Source organism: Planctomycetota bacterium (assembly GCA_039182125.1).
GTDB lineage: Bacteria > Planctomycetota > Phycisphaerae > Tepidisphaerales > Tepidisphaeraceae > JBCDCH01.
Genome location: JBCDCH010000041.1, coordinates 1 through 15,503, shown reverse-complemented (window position 1 = coordinate 15,503; position 15,503 = coordinate 1). Strand labels below are relative to the sequence as shown.

Sequence of the window (15,503 nt, the reverse complement as noted above, 5' to 3'; positions counted from 1 at the left end):
CGACACGACATGAGCACCGAGCCGACCAAATCGAAACTGTCGTTCGCTCTTGATGGAGCCGAGCTACTGCAACGGGCCCGCGCGCTCGTTCAGTCGGGCGTGACGCCTTTGCCGATGGGGCTGGACGTCGGGCGCACCGACGTGCGGCTCATGCAGGTCGAGACGCCGGGCATGCGTGTCGCGGTCGGTGCGGCCGGCCGGCGTCGGCTCGGATCGCTCGCCTCGGCACCCGATGGCCTGCTCACCGGCGAGGCGTGCGATGCCATCAAGGATCTCATGCGTGGCGGCGGCTTTCGCGGCAAGCAGATCGTCGCGGCGATTCCCGAGAACATTTGCCGGATCAAAACACTCCGCGTTCCCGCCGGTGACGATGCGTCGGTCTTCAACGCGACCGTCGAGCAGATCGAGTCGCTGTTTCCCGACATGGACGGCGTCGTCGAGCTGCGGTGCATCGCCGGCGGCGAGGTCCACCAACGGCTACGCGTCGACCAGCAAAAGAAGGTCGAGCCGTTGTGCGAAGTGATGGCGCTGGCCGCCGAACGTACGGCCGTGGAGGCGTACGTCGAACAACTGCACGGGCTCGGGCTGCACGTCGCGGGGTTGGACTTCGAGCCGGTCGCGCTCTTCCGTGGCATCGAACGGTTCTTCCGCCGCCGCGAGGACGAGCGCGAAGTCCACGTCTTGATCGACCTGGGCGAAGTCGGCACGCAGTTGGTCATCGGGCAGGGGCGACGGCTTGGCTTCTACAAGAAACTCGACATCGGCGACGCCGACCTGAACCGTGCCGCCGCCGACAAGCTCGGCATCACGCTCGACGAGGCGTCCGCCCTGCGGCGTCGTGTCGGTGACCCGAACCCCGAGCGACCGGTGTCCGAGGATGTGCGTCGCGCCGTCATCGACGCGACCCGGCCGACGATCGAGAAACTCGGCAACGAGATCGGCCTATGCTTGCGGTACTGGTCGGTGACGTTCCGCGGGCACCGTCCGGTGCGTGTGTGTCTGACGGGCCGGGGCGCGGAGCAGAAGCCGGTGCATGAACTGCTCGGCACGTCGCTGGGTGTTCCCGTCGAAGCTGCACGCCCGCTGCAGAACGTGCAATGCGACCGTATGCGGCACCTGGAGCGGCACGATCACTTCGGCGAATGGGCGGTCGCGTTGGGCTTGGCGTTGAGCAAGGCGGGCGGCCCGTTCCACGGCATGGTCGGCCCGACGCGTCTGGAGCAGGCCGAAGCCGCCCGGATCGCCGACGAAGCCGAAGCTCGTGAGGCGGACAATCAGTTAAGCCTCCCCGAAGGCGCGATGCAATTCCGGGAGGCGGCATGAGCACCCCGGCCGACAAGAGCGGCTTCGGCTCGACCCCGATGCCGCCGATCGACTTCCTTCCCGGCTGGTATCCGAAGTACATCCGATGGAAGGGGATCGTCCGTGTCCACTATTGGCTGTTTGCGACGATGGTCGTCGCGCTGACGGCGGTGGGACTCGGAGCCTGGAGCGAGGTGGCCGACGCGCAACTGGTGCTCACTTCGCACCAGCGTCAGCTCGACGAGAGCCGATCCGCGCTGCAGAAGATGCGCCACTACCACGGCATCGAACGCCAACTCCGCGACGAGGAGCAGATCTTCGAACACGTCGGCCTGAACGTCGAGTCGGCCCGCGTCCTCGCCACGCTCGATCAGGCCCTGACCCCCGCGATGGCCCTGACCGACGTGCGGATGGAAGCTCACGAAACGGCGATGTCCGCGCAGGAGTACTTGCGTCTCGTCGGCAACGCCAAACCCGGCGCGGCTCGGCCGAAGGTTCGCAAGCTCCGTGTCGATGTCGCGGGGATGGCACCGACCGATTACGACGTCTCGCTCTTCGCCGGCTCGATCGGGAGTAACCCGGCGCTGGAACTGACCAAAACCGAGAGTACGGAGATCGAGCAGGACGGGCGAATCATGCGGCAGTTCCGCGTGAGCTTCACCATCAATCTCGACTATGCACCGTTGCCCGGCGCGTGAACGTCGAAGCGTCCCCGGGTGGATTCGAACCACCGACCGTCGGATTAGAAGTCCGGTGCTCTATCCAACTGAGCTACGGGGACGGGTCTGCGGTCAGTCTACCACGCCCAACGCCGTCTCGACGTCGACGCCGCGGTCGGGCTTGACCGTGACGCTGCCGTCGCGGTGAAGCTGGAAGGGGCAAGTCGCGCACTGGATGCGTTTCTTGCTCGGCTCGATCTCGGCCAGACGCGGGTCGTCGCCGCCGGCGTCGATCGTCGGTTGGTCGTCGGCCTCGATACGCTTCTTGAGCAATTCCAGGATCAAATCATCAATGCCGAGCGGCTCGGCGATTTGGTAGCGGGTGCCCGGGAACTTCGCCGAGGCTTGGTTGGTCAGCGACGGGATGTCCTTGGTGAAGTGCTTGCCGTGGCCGAGGAAGTAGGGGAGCACGACGATCTTGTTCGCGCCCCGCTCGACGCACCTGGCGTAGGCCGCCTCGATGTCGGGCATCGCCAGTTCCATGTGGGCCGGCTCGACGATGCCGTAGTCGTCGGCGAACCGCGAACCGAAGAGGCGGGCGACTTCTTCGAGCATCTCGTTGCTCTGCGCGCGCCGGCTGCCGTGGTCGACGAGGATGACGCCGGTGACGTCGCTCATCAGTTCACCTCCGTGCCATCGAAAGTGACCGAGAGCTGCTTGAGTTCATCGCCACGCTTGATGTGTAGCGGATAGGTCTTGCCCGGCTCGGAGTCCTCGAGCGCGAACTGGAGGTCGTTGATGTCGGCGATGTCGTGCTCGCCGAGTTTGAGAATGCGGTCGCCTTGGGCAAGGCTGGCCCGCTGAGCGGGGGTGTTGTCGGAGACCCCGGCCACAAGCAGGCCCTTCTCTTCGCTGTCGCTGTAGGCGGACATGTCCGGCGTAATGCCCAGACGCACCCGCCGCTCGCCGGGATCACGCTGCGGGCCGCTGGGCGTCTGGCCGCTGTCGGCCATCCGTTGTTCGCGGTCGCGATAGTCCAGCGTATCGGTGGTGGAACGCAGCTCTTCGAGGATCTCGAAGCTGGCGTAGCTGGCGCGGGCCAGGAAGTCGTAGTCGAGTTTGTCGGGCGTGTCGCGCTCTGTGTGGTAGTCGTCGTGCAGTGAGCCGAAAAAGAACATCGCCGGGATGCCCGCCCGATCGAACGGGGCGTGGTCCGAGCGGCCGTCCATGCTCGACCCGGTGTCGACCCAGTCGATCTCGGCCGCCGGGATGGCCTCGTCGAGCATGCTCTCGAAGAGCTGCGTGGTTCCCACGCCGCCGATGCGGAGGGTGCGATCTTCAGGCCGACCGAGCATGTCGTAGTTGAGCATCGCGACGATGTCGTCGTGCTCGACGGGCGCGTCTTCGACCCACTCGCGACTGCCGATGAGTCCGATCTCCTCGGCGCTGAAGAGCACGAAGTAAACCGAGCGGCCTTCGGGGTTACCCTGTTCGGCCAGCAGCTCCGCGATCGCCATCACTGCGGCAGTCCCACTGGCGTTGTCGTCGGCACCGTAGTGGACGGGCCCAGTTCCGCTTCGGCTGCCGTACTCGCCTTTGCCGAGGTGGTCGTAGTGCCCGCCGACGACGATGTACTCGTCGGCTAACGGCCCCTCGCCGCGCATCATGGCCACGACGTTCTTCTCGATGATCGTCTCCGACTCGGCGTTCCATCGGCCGGCAACCGTGACCGGCTCTCCGACGAGTGTGTTCGGCTTGCCCGTGCTGTCGATGGAGGTCTGCAGCTCGGTGAGCGTGGGCAACTCGGCGGCGGCGAGGAGCTTGCCGGCGGTCTCGGGCGAGACTTGCATCACCGGGATGCCGACCCGTGCCCGGCCGCCGCGACTGCTGAAGCGATCGACCGGGTTCTTGCCTTCGTGGTGCATCGGCGGGTTCACGATCAGCAACGCCGACGCGCCTGCGGCTTCGGCGGCCCGGGCCTTTCGGAACAGCTCCGACTCACGCGTGAAGTTGCGGCCCATTTGTCGCTGCTCGTTGTCGTTGAGGAACAGGCTCGCTCCCTCTTCGTCGTGCGGCTCGTAGCGCAACGCGAGCACGACCTTGCCTTCCACGTCGGCATCGTCGTAGTCGTCGTAGCCGCGCCGCTCGGCGGAGATGCTGTAGCCGCCGAACGCGAGGTTACCTTCGAATGCGCCCATCTTCGACCAGCCATACGGAACGTAGTCTTCATTGGCGGTAAGTTGGGTATCGCCGAAGGCGAGTTCGGTCTCGTCCTCGATGAGCGTGTTGCCGGCGTTGAGCGTGAAGGTGTCGAAATAGCCGACTTCGCCCGCGGGTTCGAGACCGAGCTGGGCAAAGCGAAGTGCGGCGAACTGGGCCGATTCTTCGATGCCGTCGGTGTTGAGCCCGCGACCCCCGCGCTCCTCGTCGGCGAGCCAGTAGACATCGGCCTTTATCTGGGCTTCGAGTTCCGCGATCGCCGCCGCCGTGTCGGGAGCCATGTCCGCGACGGTCGCGGAGCGGGTGGTCGCTTGTTCCGTGACCGTCGGTGCGGCCTGACAGCCGAGCACGAGGAGTAACGCCGCATAGGCCGATTTACGTATCATCATGCTGGGACTGTATGGAAGCGGACCATTCACGGCCATTTCAGGACTCACGGGAATCGTCCGGGCTACGCGTCGGGTGCGACGTGGGCGGGACGTTCACCGACACCGTCGCGTTCGATGGAACCATGCTGCATTGCGTGAAAAGGCCCAGCACGCCGCCAGATTTTCAGGGCGGGATTCTCGAAACGCTCAAGGCGTTGCCTTGGGGGCGGATCGACATGGTCCACGGCAGCACGGTCGCGACCAACGCACTTTTGACCCGTTTCGGTGAGCCGGCCGCGTTGGTGACCAATGCCGGATTTACCGACGTCCTCGAGATCGCCCGGCAGGATCGGCCAGACTTGTACGCACTGCACCCGGCCAAGCCCGACCCCATCACCCCACGGGTGCATTGTCACGGCCTCGACTGTCGCATCGCCGCGGACGGGGCGGTGCTGCGTGAGCTAACCGACGACGAGTGCAATCGCGTCGTCGCGGCGATCAAGCAGAGCGGGTTGCAGAGTGTGGCGGTTTGCCTGCTGTTCAGCTTCGTCGATCCGACGCACGAACGACGCTTCGCCGAGATCGCGCGAAACGCCGGCCTCGACGTCACGCTCAGCAGCGATGTGCTGCCTGAGTTTCGCGAGTACGAACGGGCCACCACGACGGCGATCAACGCCCAACTCGGCCCGGTCGTTCGGCGGTATCTCGACGGGCTGAGCCAGGAACTGCCGCATCATGTTGACGACTGCCGTGTCTTGCACGGCGGTGGGGGGACGGTGCCGATCGCCGACGCGCATCTGCATGCCGCGCGGCTCGTTCTGAGCGGACCCGCCGGCGGGGTGGCTGCCGCGGCGTACATCGCCGCTCGCCACGGTCATCGCGATTGCGTCGCCTACGACATGGGCGGTACCTCGACGGACGTCACGCTCATCACCGACGGCAAGCCGACGCTCACGACCGAGCATCACGTCGCCGGCCTGCCGATCGCGTTGCCGATGTACGACATTCACACCATCGGTGCCGGCGGCGGGTCGATCGCCTACCGCGACGTCGGCGGCGCGCTGCGGGTTGGCCCCAAGTCGGCCGGCGCGTTCCCCGGCCCGGCGTGCTACCACCACGGCGGCGTCCTGCCCACCGTTACCGACGCCAACGTTTATCTCGGCCGCATCCCCGCCGACACCAAGCTAGGCGGCACGATGGAACTCCACCCGCCGCTGGCCGAGAAGGTCATCGACCAGCTCGCGGATGAACTCGGCTTGTCGTCGACCGAGACGGCGCTGGGGATCTGTCGCATCGCCGAGGCGCACATGAGCCGGGCGATCCGCGCCGTCACCGCGGCACGGAGCGTCGATCCGCGGGGATTGGCGTTGGTGAGCTTTGGCGGGGCGGGCGGATTGCATGCGTGCGGCTTGGCCGAGTCGCTGGGGATGTCGACGGTGTTGGTGCCGCCGATGGCGGGGGTGCTCAGTGCGTTGGGCATGCTCGTGACGCCGCGCGTCGCCGAGCGATCTCGGACGGTGCTGCACCTGAAGGACGTGCTCGACGACGACCGCTTGTACGCGGAGTTCGGCACGCTCAACGCCGACGCGATGGACGAGTTGCCGGCCGAGCAGACCGCGACGATCGAGGCGTCGGCGGAGGTGCGTTACGTCGGGCAAAGCCACACGGTACCGATCGTCGTCAAGACGCCGACGATCGACGCGGTGGCCGCCGAGTTCAGTCGCCGCTACGCCGAGCGATTCGGCAAGGCGTTGGATCGAGCGATCGAAGTGGTGACACTGCGTTTGCGCCGGGTCGGCCCGGTGCTGGAGGTCGCACTGGCCAAGCCGACCGAAGACCTGCGGCGTGACGAGGTGGACGTGGAGGGGCAAGCCGTGCCACGGCTCAACCGCACCGCCGCCGACGGTGTCGATGGCCCGGCGTTGATCGTCGACAACGAAGCAACGATCTGGGTGCCGCGAGGCTGGCATATCACCTTGCTCGACGACGGCACACTTCGTGTTACTCAGTAGCTCACCACCATGCCCCACCCCGTCGAACTGCAACTTACACAGACCCTTCTCGAAGCCGCCGCCGAGCAGATGGGGGTGGTGCTACAGCGGGCGGCGTTCAGCGCGAACATCAAGGAGCGACGGGACTTTTCGTGCGCTTTGTTCGACGCGAACGGTGCAATGCTCGCACAGGCGGCGCACATCCCGGTACACCTTGGCAGCATGCCCGCAAGTGTCGCGGCGGTGCTCGAAGCGCTGCCCGACCTTGACGGCGACGCGATCGTGAACGACCCGTACGAGGGCGGTAGCCACCTGCCGGACGTGACGCTCGTGACGCCGATCGATCAGGAGGGTAAGCGGATCGGGTATGCGGCGAGCCGGGCGCACTTCGCCGACATCGGTGGCGACTTTCCCGGCGGCATGGGGCTTTCGACACACATCGACCAGGAGGGCGTGCGTCTGCCGCCGATGCGATTGGCCGAGGGCATGGCGAAACTGCAAGCGGGCGTGGGGAACCCTGCCGAGGTGCTCGGCGACGTCGAGTCGATGACCGCGGCCAACCGCGTCGGCGGCGACGCGCTGAGGCAACTCGTCGCTCGTCCTGGTTTCGACGCTACGGCTGCCGCCCTAAGGGAACACGCGCGGGCGTTCATGTGGCAAACGCTCTCTGATCTACCGCCCGGCCGATTCACCGCGCACGACGTTCTTGACGATGATGGGGCGGGCACATTTGACATCTCGATCACCTGCTTCATCGACAAGGAGTGGGACGTGGTGGACGTGTGCGTGATGCCTTCGCCTGACCAAGTGAAGGGCTGCGTGAACTGTCCGTTGGCGGTGACGCAATCAGCGATTTACTACGCGTTCATATGTCTGATGCGGCATAAGTTCCCCGACGCTCCGATCAATGAGGGCTGTTTCGACGACATCGACGTGCTCACGCGGCTCGGGAGTGTCGTCAATCCAGAAGAGCCGGCGGCGGTTTGTGCGGGGAACACCGAGACGAGTCAGCGGATCGTGGACGTCGTGTTCGCGGCATTGGCGAAGGCGTTGCCAGATTTCATCCCGGCGGCGAGCTGCGGGTCGATGAACAGCCTTGCGCTCGCGGGTGACGGTTGGAGCTACTACGAAACCGTCCCCGGTGGCAGCGGCGCGTCGGCGGAGCGGGCCGGTGCGTCGGCGGTGCAGACGCACATGACCAACACCCGCAACACGCCGGCGGAAGCGCTGGAGTTGGAGTATCCGCTGCGCGTGTTGCGCTACGAGCTGGCCGACAACGCCCCATCAGCCGACCTGCCCGGCGGCAGCGGCGTGGTGCGTGAGATCGAAGTGTTGGAGGAGGCGAGAGTGACGCTGCTGGGCGAGCGGCGGCGGGTGAGTCCGCCCAACGGGGCGGCAGGCGAAAACCGGCACAACGGCGAAGTGATCAAGGGAAAAGCCGCATTCAAAGCAAAGCCCGGCGATCGGATCAAGCAAACGACGCCGAGCGGGGGCGGTCATTCGGGGTGATGTCCGTTAGAACTTCCTTTGGACGCCGCCTGCGTGTCGTAGTCAATCAGTTGGATGTTGTTCACGCCATCAAAGTTGCCGATGAAAAAGCGACCGGATTGAACGGCCATGAAACCGTACTCGCCTGGTATGTCTATGCGGTACACAATGTGCCGCGGGTGAGTGATTCGGATTGATTCGCCGTTCTCAAAGGACAAGACGAATGGTTGGAACGGCGTGTCAGTCACAAGTCGGTCGACGTTATCTCGCATCGTTTCGGGCTTGATAATTTCCCCAACATAGCGACCTGCTGCTGATAGGCCAAGATCGTTCTCGGGTAGAGCTCGCGCTCGGCGGATTGGACCTTGTTGGCTAGTGACTCTGGTGTTTCGTCGTCTGCAACTTCGACCGCTTGTTGGGCGAGGATGGGTCCTTCGTCGAGGGCGTTGTTGACCAGATGAACGGTGCAGCCGGTGATCTTGCAGCCGCGTTCGAGGACGGCGGCGTGGACGTGGTGGCCGAACATGCCGGGGCCGCCGAAGGCGGGGAGCAGGGAGGGATGCACGTTGAGCACCCGGCCTTCCCATGCCGCCGGCACGACGACCTTGCGCAGCCAGCCGGCCATGCAGATCAGTCCCGCGCCTTCGCACTCGGCGAACACCGCGTCGCTGAACGCTTCGTCACTCCCGAAGGTCTTCCGCTCGACGATGGTTGTCGCAATCCCCGCCGCCTCGGCCCGTTCGATCCCGCGCACGCCCGGCCGACTGCTCACGACCTTCGCGATGTGAAAGCCGTGGTCGATGAGGTTCTGCAGCGTGCTGCCGGAGCCGGAGAGCAGGACGGCGATGGGCGAACGTTCGTTCATGCGATAACAAAGTAGCCGCGTTGCCACGCAACGCGAGGCGCGGTCGGCCTCGTGTTGCGTGGCAACACGGTTACTTGAATCAGAGCGATTTCACCACGGCCGCATCTCGCGCCGAAAGTTCGGGGTGCTCCGGGTCACTGCCGACGTCGGGCGTACGCTTGCGGCTTCGGGCACACAGGGCGTAGTCCTCACGACGGTCGATGACTTGTACCGTGTCCACGTCGCCATCCACGATGCCGCACGAGCCGGCCGCGACGAGGTCGGCGAGGTCGACGCCATATGGTTCGAGCCAGCGCCGCGTCTCTGCGGTGAGTGTGTACCGCACCTCCGCGTCGGTCGACTTGTTCAATCCGACGTCGGCCTTGAGCTTTTCCAACTGACCCAAGGCGTCATCGCGCAGACGCATCAACGTCGCCCATTCATCACGCTGCGCCATTCCGGCCGCTTTCGGCAACGCCGCGAGGTGCACGCTCCACTGCCCGTCCGGCGTCTTCGGCGTGAACTCCCACACCTCATCGGCCGTGTAGATCGCCATCGGCGCGAGCAGCGTCGTCACAGCTTCGAGTGCCCGACGCAGCACCGTCTGACACCGCCGACGCAGCGGGCTGTCCGGGGCTTCGCAGTAAAGGCGGTCCTTCATCGCGTTGCCGTAGATCGTACTGACGGTGACGTTGCAGAAGTCGTAGAGCAGGGCGAAGGCGCGGTGGGTCTTGTACGACTCGTACGCCGCAGTGATCTCGCGGATGAGTTCGTCGATCTTCCACGCGAACCAGCCGTCGAGCGAGTCAGGAGCGACGTCGACCGCATCGGTCGCCGGGTCGAAATCACTCACATTTCCCAGCAAAAACCGCAGCGTGTTGCGGATCTTGCGGTAGCGATCGCCGAAGTCGGCCAGCACCTTCGGGCTGACCGCCATGTCGCCCTGATAGTCGACGCTGCACGTCCAGAGGCGCAGCAGGTCGGCGCCGTGGCGGTCGATCTCCTGGGTGGCGGTGACGTACTCCTTGTCGCTCTTGGACATTTTGGTGCCGTCGGGTTTGACGGTGAAGCCATGCGTGAGGATCGCATCGAAGGGCGGCATGCCGAACGCGCCCAGACAGCAGAGCATCGACAGCTGGAACCACCCGCGGTGTTGATCGGAGCCTTCGAGGTAAAGGTCGGCCGGCCAGCGCAGGTCGTTGTTGTCGCCGAGCACGCGTCGCCAAGACGAGCCGGACTCGAACCAGACGTCGAAGATGTCGGTCTCCTTGGTGAGCTTCTCCGCCGCAAAGCCCGGCGGGTAGCGGAAGCTGCCGCCGAGCAAATCCTTCGGCTCGTCGGTGAACCACGCATCGCTGCCACGCTGCGCGAACGCTTTGCTCACGGCTTTCACGCTGTCGACCGTCAGCAGCGGCTTGCCGTCGTCGCCGTAGAACACCGGGATCGGCAGGCCCCACGCCCGTTGCCGCGAGACGCACCAGTCGGGGCGGTTTTCGAGCATCCCACGCAGGCGGGCCTTGCCCCAGTCGGGGAAGAACCGCACCGCGTCGAGCGATTCCAGGGCACGTTCCCGCAGCGTCGCGGTCTTGCCGCCGACGGTGTACGGCTTGTCGAGCGCGATGAACCACTGCTCGGCCGCGCGGTAGATGATCGGCGTCTTGCTGCGCCAGTCGTGCGGGTAGCTGTGGGGGTAGTCGGTCTTCTTGAACAGCACCGCGAGTTCGTCGAGCTTGTCGATGATCGCGTCGTTGGCCTCCCAGACGGAGAGTCCGGTGAGCCAGTTGGGCGCGGTCGAGTCGAAGCGGCCGTTGGGTTGGACGGGGCAGTACACGTCGAGGCCGACCTGCCGGCCGAGGCCGTAGTCCTCCTCGCCGTGGCCCGGCGCGGTATGGACCAGGCCGGTGCCTTCGGTGGTCGTGACATACTCGGCGGCCCAGACCTTGCCGGTCCGCCCGACGAACGGATGGCGGTATTCCATGCCGACGATCTGCTCGCCGGGGACGGTCTTGAGGACGGTGTGCTCGCGCTCGCCGAAGAGTTTGGTGACAAGGTCGGCCGCGACGATCGTGATGCGGCCCTTGGCCTCGTCATCAAACTTCACGAACGCGTACTCCACGCTCGGCCCCGCCGCGATCGCGAGGTTGGCCGGCAGTGTCCACGGCGTCGTCGTCCAGATCATCAGCGACACGCTCGCCGGGTCACGCAGCTCGAACTGCCCCTTGACCGCGCCCGGGTTCGCTACGGCGAACTCGACGTACACCGACGGATCGGTCCGGTCCGCGTATTCCAGCTCCGCGTCGGCGAGGGCCGTTCGGTTTTCGATGGACCACGCGACGGGCTTGAGCTGTTTGTAGACCAGGCCGTGCTCGACGAACTTGGCGAAGACTTCGAGCGTCGATGCTTCGTAGGCCGGGGCCATCGTCGCGTAGGGGTTCGCCCAGTCGCCGAGGATGCCGAGGCGTTGGAACTGCTTGCTCTGGATGTCGATGAACTTCTGCGCGTGTTCGTGGCAGAGCTTGCGGACGTCGGGCTTGGACATCTCGCGCAGCTTGGGCCCGAGCTTCTGTTGGATCTTGTGTTCGATCGGCAGGCCGTGACAGTCCCACCCGGGGACGTACGGCGTCTTGAACCCGGCCATCGACTTGTAGCGCAGCACGACGTCTTTGAGCACCTTGTTGACCACATGGCCGAGGTGAATGTCGCCGTTGGCAAAGGGCGGCCCGTCGTGCAGGACGAACAGGTCGGCGTCCTCCCGCGCCGCCATCAGCGCGTCGTACAACCCGTGCTCCTGCCAGTTCGCGAGCCGTTGCGGCTCGCGCGTGACCAGTGCGGCCTTCATCGGAAAGTCCGTCTTCGGCAGGTTCAGCGTGTCTTTGTAGCTCTTGGTGTCACTCATCGCGTCTCTTGTAGGGCAGGCACGGCCTGCCGTTGCTCAGATTGCATCGTATCTGCCGGCGCGGTGACTTCGAACTCGGGTGTCTCCGATGCCTGGACGAACGCCGCCGGCTTCTCGCGTTGCCACTTGCCGTAGTGGAACCGCACCACCATGAAGATCCCCAGCGTCACGCCGTAGACGCAGGCGATCACCCATGGCCCGAAGATGCCCCAGCTCGGCAGCAACCACGCCACCAGCGACCCGCCGCCCACGAGCATCCCCCAGCAAAGTCCGCCGGTGAACAGCGCCGGCACCAGCGTGTCACCCGCCCCGCGCAGGGCGTGGGCGTAGGTGATGTACATCGCGTCGAAGAACTGGTAGCCGACGCAGATCCACAGCAGCCACGCCCCGAGCCGAAGGACTTCCGGGTCGTCGGTGAAGAGCCGCATGAGCGCCGTCGGGAACAGCAGGTACAGCACGCCGGGGATCACCAGCCACGCGAGGACGATCTTGAACCCGAGCCAGGCGCGGGCCTTGGCGGTGGGGATGTCGCGTGCGCCGACGTACCGGCCGACCAGCGCGGTCACCGCGATGCTGATGCCGACCGCTGGGAGGAAGCTGGTGATCAGGAAGCGGAACATGAACAGGTTCGCCGCCATCGCCTCCTCGCCGAAAGTCGCCATCACCACGCCCAGGAAGATCGCCCACGGCCAGACGTCCGCGGCAAACTGAAACCCGCTGGGCAACCCGATCCGCACCAGCCGGCCCATCGCGGGCATGCGCAGCTTCCAGTCGGTGATGCCGAACTTGCGGACGACCGGCCTGAGACAGATCGCCGCGAGCACCGCGAGCTCCACCAGCGCCGCCAGGTTCGTTGCCCACGCAGCCCCGGCCACACCCATCCGTGGAAACCCGGCGTTGCCGAAGATGAGAAGCCAGTTGAACAGCACGTTCGCCGCGATCGCAAACAGTGCGGCCAGCAGCGTCCACATCGCCATGTCGATCGCGATGAGGAACTGCCCGACCGTGCCGACCAGTAGGCGGATCACGGTGAAGTACAGCAAGATGCGAAAGTACGGCACCTCGAGGGCGACCAGCTCCGGCGAGTGGCCGGCCGCGTTGAAGATCGGCCCGCCCAGGAACGTGAACGGCAACACGAGCAGTGCGTATCCGACACTGAACCAGACGCCTTGCCACATGAACCGGCCGCAGCGTGCGAACCGCTTGCCGCCGTAGCACTGGCTGGCCAGCGCGTTGACGATGGTCGTGGTACCAACGCCGATGCAGACGATGGCAAACGCGGCGAGACCGCCGTTGGTCGCGGCGGTCGGTTCGAGGACGCTGCCGTTCTGCCGGCCGTATGCGGCGATCATCAGCGTGTCCACGAACTGCATGATCGTGAAGCCGGCCATCGTGGCGACGGTCGGCCCGGCGATTCGCAGCAGCTCCGCGAGCGGCGTGGGGCCGGTGGTGACAGGTACGTCCGTACCGGTCGTTTGCGGTTGAGCTTCTTCGAGTGACATGGGGAGCCGGGTTGGCGGAGGGGGCGAGCAAGGAAAAGGATCAGCACGAGCGGTCGCGAATGGCGACCGAGCTAATCGTGATGTCTTTTTCTTGACGCATGGCGACTCCGCCGGCATGGTAGCGGCCTGCCATGACCCGTCAAAGATGGATGATCGCGCTGCTGCTCACGGGCCTCGTTGTCACGCTCGCCGGTTGTGAAAAGCCGATCCGCGAGGCGGCCACGACGCTGGGATTCTGACCCGACGCCCGCGGTTTCATCCGTGGACGTTCTAAAGGAGAACGCCAGATCGCCGTCGCGATGCTTCGTCTTCGCGGTGACGTAGATCGTCTCCGGTTCCGCCGCCGCGTCCCACGTCGAGAACAACAGCACCCGTTGCCGATCGCCGGTGACCGCTGCGATCGTGTCCGCCGTCGCCGCGACGACCTTGCACCCGCCGGGGACCGACCGATCCAGGCTCAACCCGTCGTCCGGCCCAATCACGCTCACCCCCGCGTCTGTTGCCAGCACCAGCCGCGCCGACCCGAGCCACGGCAACGCCGCAGCGTGTTTCACCGACTTGCCGACCGAGAACTTCTTGAGCACTTCAAGCGTGTTCGCGTCGAGCAGCACCACCGCCCCGTCTGCCCCGACCGCCGCCAGCCGTCGATCCACCGTCACGACCGCGACGACCTCGTTGGGCAGTTCGGTGATAACGGATTGATCCACGATCACTTCAGGGCCTGAACTGAACAGCAAGCGTCCGTCGGGCAGGAAGTGTGGGCACCGTGCGGGCGGGGCGGCGATCTGCCGGGTAGCTTCGCCCAGTTGCCATTGGATCACGCCGAACTCGCCGTGCGTGGCGACAATCTTCGCCCATTGACCTCCCGGCTCCGATTGCACCGCTGCTGCATTGAAGCCCAATCCGCCCGACTCGGTCCACTCCAACGCAGCCGGCCCGTGTCCGTGATCCACCCACACGCCACGTTGGGCACCGATGTATCGGCCCGCCCCGACGACAGTGATGCTCCGCAAGGGGCCAAGGGCGCTGCTCATTGGGGCGACCTGCTCCAGTTGCATTCTGGTGCGTTCCACCCGGGCGGTGGTTTCTCCGCTGACGATGTGCAGGGTCCAGTCGGTGGTCTCCGCCGCCGAGGCACGCAGCAGGTTCTGCACCATCCCGCCGCGTTCGGCGGCATCGACGTTGGCCAGCAGGTCGCCGACCGGGGCGCCGGTTCTGCGGAAGTCCTCAAGCAGGGCGGCGGCGCGGCGGAGCTGCTCGGCCTGGGCCTCGGACCGTCGCGACGCTTCCTCTTCAGCGATCGCTTCGAGCCGGGCACGGCGCAGCGTGTTGCTCGTCGCGGTGCATTCGATTGGAGCAAGCACGGCCAAGCCATGTGCGAACAAAGCACGCCGGGCTTCGGCGGTGAGCTTTTCCTCGAGCACGCTGGTGTCCGCGGTGATGTCCGCCGCGTCGAGCACGTCGGTCAGCAGGTCCGCCGTCGGCCGCAGCGTGTCGATGAGAAACCGCCCCACGTCGGGCTCATCGCCGAAGCGCTCCGAAAACGCCGCCCGGTCCGCCGCCGTGTCGTTGAGCCGCACGCGCAGGGAAAAACTCACGTCCAGATCGTGCTTGTCCGCACAGACCAGCCCCGTGATCGGCACCTCGACCCGCTGCTCGAACGTCGTGGGTTTCACGCTCACATCGTACAACACCCACGCGATCGACGGACGTTCCAAAACAGTGTCGCATTCCGAACCGCGTTGCGAAGCAACGCAGCTAGGCGCGGCACTTTCGCATTGCGCCTAGCTGCGTTGCTCCGCAACGCGGTTTAGCCGACCTGCGCGAGATCGAGCGTTTCGCCGTAAGTTCGCAGCAGAGCGTTACGCAGGGCGGCGTGGTCGGGCTTCTCAAGGTTTGGATCATCTTCGAGCAGGGCGGCCGCGTCGTCCCGCGCGACCTTGAGCAGCTCCAACTCCTTGGTCACGTCGGCGATCTTCATCGGTGGCAGGCCGTGCTGGCGGGTGCCGAAGAAGTCGCCGGGGCCGCGGAGTTTCAGGTCGGTCTCGGCGATCTCGAACCCGTCGTTAGTCCGGCACATCGCGGCGATCCGCTCCTGGCTGTCCGGCGTCGTCGCGTCGCTGACCAACACGCAAAAGCTCGCGTGCTCTCCACGACCCACACGTCCCCGCAACTGGTGCAACTGCGAGAGCCCGAACCGGTCGGCCGACTCGATGACCATCACCGTCGAGTT

Annotated in this window: 12 protein-coding genes and 1 tRNA gene; 4 read left to right on the top strand and 9 right to left on the bottom strand. The window is 65.7% G+C overall.

Features of this window, described 5'->3' with window-relative positions; translation table 11 throughout:
• The first annotated feature begins 9 nt into the window (after positions 1-9).
• Together pilM and AAGD32_11620 are read left to right on the top strand one after the other, a co-directional pair.
• The gene (pilM, locus tag AAGD32_11625; GenBank protein MEM8874892.1) at positions 10-1,323 is read left to right on the top strand and encodes a pilus assembly protein PilM; all 1,314 of its coding nucleotides are present in this window, start codon (positions 10-12) and stop codon (positions 1,321-1,323) included.
• A complete protein-coding gene (locus AAGD32_11620; GenBank protein ID MEM8874891.1) occupies positions 1,320-2,000 on the top strand; it encodes a hypothetical protein in 681 nt (226 codons plus the stop codon). Before pilM ends, AAGD32_11620 begins: the two co-directional genes overlap by 4 nt.
• 9 nt (positions 2,001-2,009) lie before the next feature.
• Here the strand turns inward: AAGD32_11620 and AAGD32_11615 are convergent.
• From AAGD32_11615 to AAGD32_11605, 3 genes are all read right to left on the bottom strand, one after another.
• Positions 2,010-2,083 (bottom strand) — tRNA-Arg (locus AAGD32_11615).
• A gap of 10 nt (positions 2,084-2,093) precedes the next feature.
• Positions 2,094-2,639 (bottom strand): CbiX/SirB N-terminal domain-containing protein, encoded by a 546-nt coding sequence (locus AAGD32_11610; protein MEM8874890.1) that lies wholly within the window; start codon positions 2,637-2,639, stop codon positions 2,094-2,096.
• A complete protein-coding gene (locus AAGD32_11605) occupies positions 2,639-4,570 on the bottom strand; it encodes a M20/M25/M40 family metallo-hydrolase (GenBank protein MEM8874889.1) in 1,932 nt (643 codons plus the stop codon). Before AAGD32_11605 ends, AAGD32_11610 begins: the two co-directional genes overlap by 1 nt.
• An 11-nt stretch (positions 4,571-4,581) precedes the next feature.
• Between AAGD32_11605 and AAGD32_11600 the strand changes: the two genes are divergently transcribed.
• Positions 4,582-6,561: a hydantoinase/oxoprolinase family protein gene (locus tag AAGD32_11600; GenBank protein ID MEM8874888.1), complete on the top strand. Its 1,980-nt coding sequence runs from the start codon at positions 4,582-4,584 to the stop codon at positions 6,559-6,561.
• 9 nt (positions 6,562-6,570) lie between these two features.
• Positions 6,571-8,049 (top strand): hydantoinase B/oxoprolinase family protein, encoded by a 1,479-nt coding sequence (locus AAGD32_11595; GenBank protein MEM8874887.1) that lies wholly within the window; start codon positions 6,571-6,573, stop codon positions 8,047-8,049.
• Here the strand turns inward: AAGD32_11595 and AAGD32_11590 are convergent.
• From AAGD32_11590 to AAGD32_11565, 6 genes are all read right to left on the bottom strand, one after another.
• Positions 8,037-8,159: a hypothetical protein gene (locus AAGD32_11590; GenBank protein MEM8874886.1), complete on the bottom strand. Its 123-nt coding sequence runs from the start codon at positions 8,157-8,159 to the stop codon at positions 8,037-8,039. The two genes, AAGD32_11595 and AAGD32_11590, sit on opposite strands and share 13 nt — an antisense overlap.
• Positions 8,160-8,272: 113 nt before the next feature.
• On the bottom strand, positions 8,273-8,893 hold the full coding sequence (locus AAGD32_11585; protein ID MEM8874885.1) for a phosphoribosylglycinamide formyltransferase: 621 nt from the start codon (positions 8,891-8,893) through the stop codon (positions 8,273-8,275).
• Between the two features lie 79 nt (positions 8,894-8,972).
• Complete coding sequence (gene ileS, locus AAGD32_11580) at positions 8,973-11,768, bottom strand: isoleucine--tRNA ligase (GenBank protein ID MEM8874884.1); 2,796 nt, start codon at positions 11,766-11,768, stop codon at positions 8,973-8,975.
• Entirely contained in the window at positions 11,765-13,270 is a 1,506-nt protein-coding gene (locus tag AAGD32_11575) for an MATE family efflux transporter (protein MEM8874883.1), read from the bottom strand. Before AAGD32_11575 ends, ileS begins: the two co-directional genes overlap by 4 nt.
• Positions 13,271-13,341: 71 nt before the next feature.
• The gene (locus AAGD32_11570) at positions 13,342-14,946 is read right to left on the bottom strand and encodes a hypothetical protein (protein MEM8874882.1); all 1,605 of its coding nucleotides are present in this window, start codon (positions 14,944-14,946) and stop codon (positions 13,342-13,344) included.
• A gap of 134 nt (positions 14,947-15,080) precedes the next feature.
• Positions 15,081-15,503: DNA helicase RecG (locus AAGD32_11565; GenBank protein ID MEM8874881.1), on the bottom strand; the 423-nt coding region annotated here is incomplete at its 5' end.

What these genes read in the sequence shown, in the direction of transcription:
- AAGD32_11575 (MEM8874883.1), bottom strand. Translation starts at nt 13,270, where the DNA reads ATGTCACTCGAAGAAGCTCAACCGCAAACGACCGGTACGGACGTACCT.
- AAGD32_11605 (MEM8874889.1), bottom strand. Translation starts at nt 4,570, where the DNA reads ATGATGATACGTAAATCGGCCTATGCGGCGTTACTCCTCGTGCTCGGC.
- AAGD32_11595 (MEM8874887.1), top strand. Translation starts at nt 6,571, where the DNA reads ATGCCCCACCCCGTCGAACTGCAACTTACACAGACCCTTCTCGAAGCC.
- AAGD32_11620 (MEM8874891.1), top strand. Translation starts at nt 1,320, where the DNA reads ATGAGCACCCCGGCCGACAAGAGCGGCTTCGGCTCGACCCCGATGCCG.
- ileS (MEM8874884.1), bottom strand. Translation starts at nt 11,768, where the DNA reads ATGAGTGACACCAAGAGCTACAAAGACACGCTGAACCTGCCGAAGACG.
- AAGD32_11590 (MEM8874886.1), bottom strand. Translation starts at nt 8,159, where the DNA reads ATGGCCGTTCAATCCGGTCGCTTTTTCATCGGCAACTTTGATGGCGTG.
- pilM (MEM8874892.1), top strand. Translation starts at nt 10, where the DNA reads ATGAGCACCGAGCCGACCAAATCGAAACTGTCGTTCGCTCTTGATGGA.
- AAGD32_11610 (MEM8874890.1), bottom strand. Translation starts at nt 2,639, where the DNA reads ATGAGCGACGTCACCGGCGTCATCCTCGTCGACCACGGCAGCCGGCGC.
- AAGD32_11585 (MEM8874885.1), bottom strand. Translation starts at nt 8,893, where the DNA reads ATGAACGAACGTTCGCCCATCGCCGTCCTGCTCTCCGGCTCCGGCAGC.
- AAGD32_11600 (MEM8874888.1), top strand. Translation starts at nt 4,582, where the DNA reads ATGGAAGCGGACCATTCACGGCCATTTCAGGACTCACGGGAATCGTCC.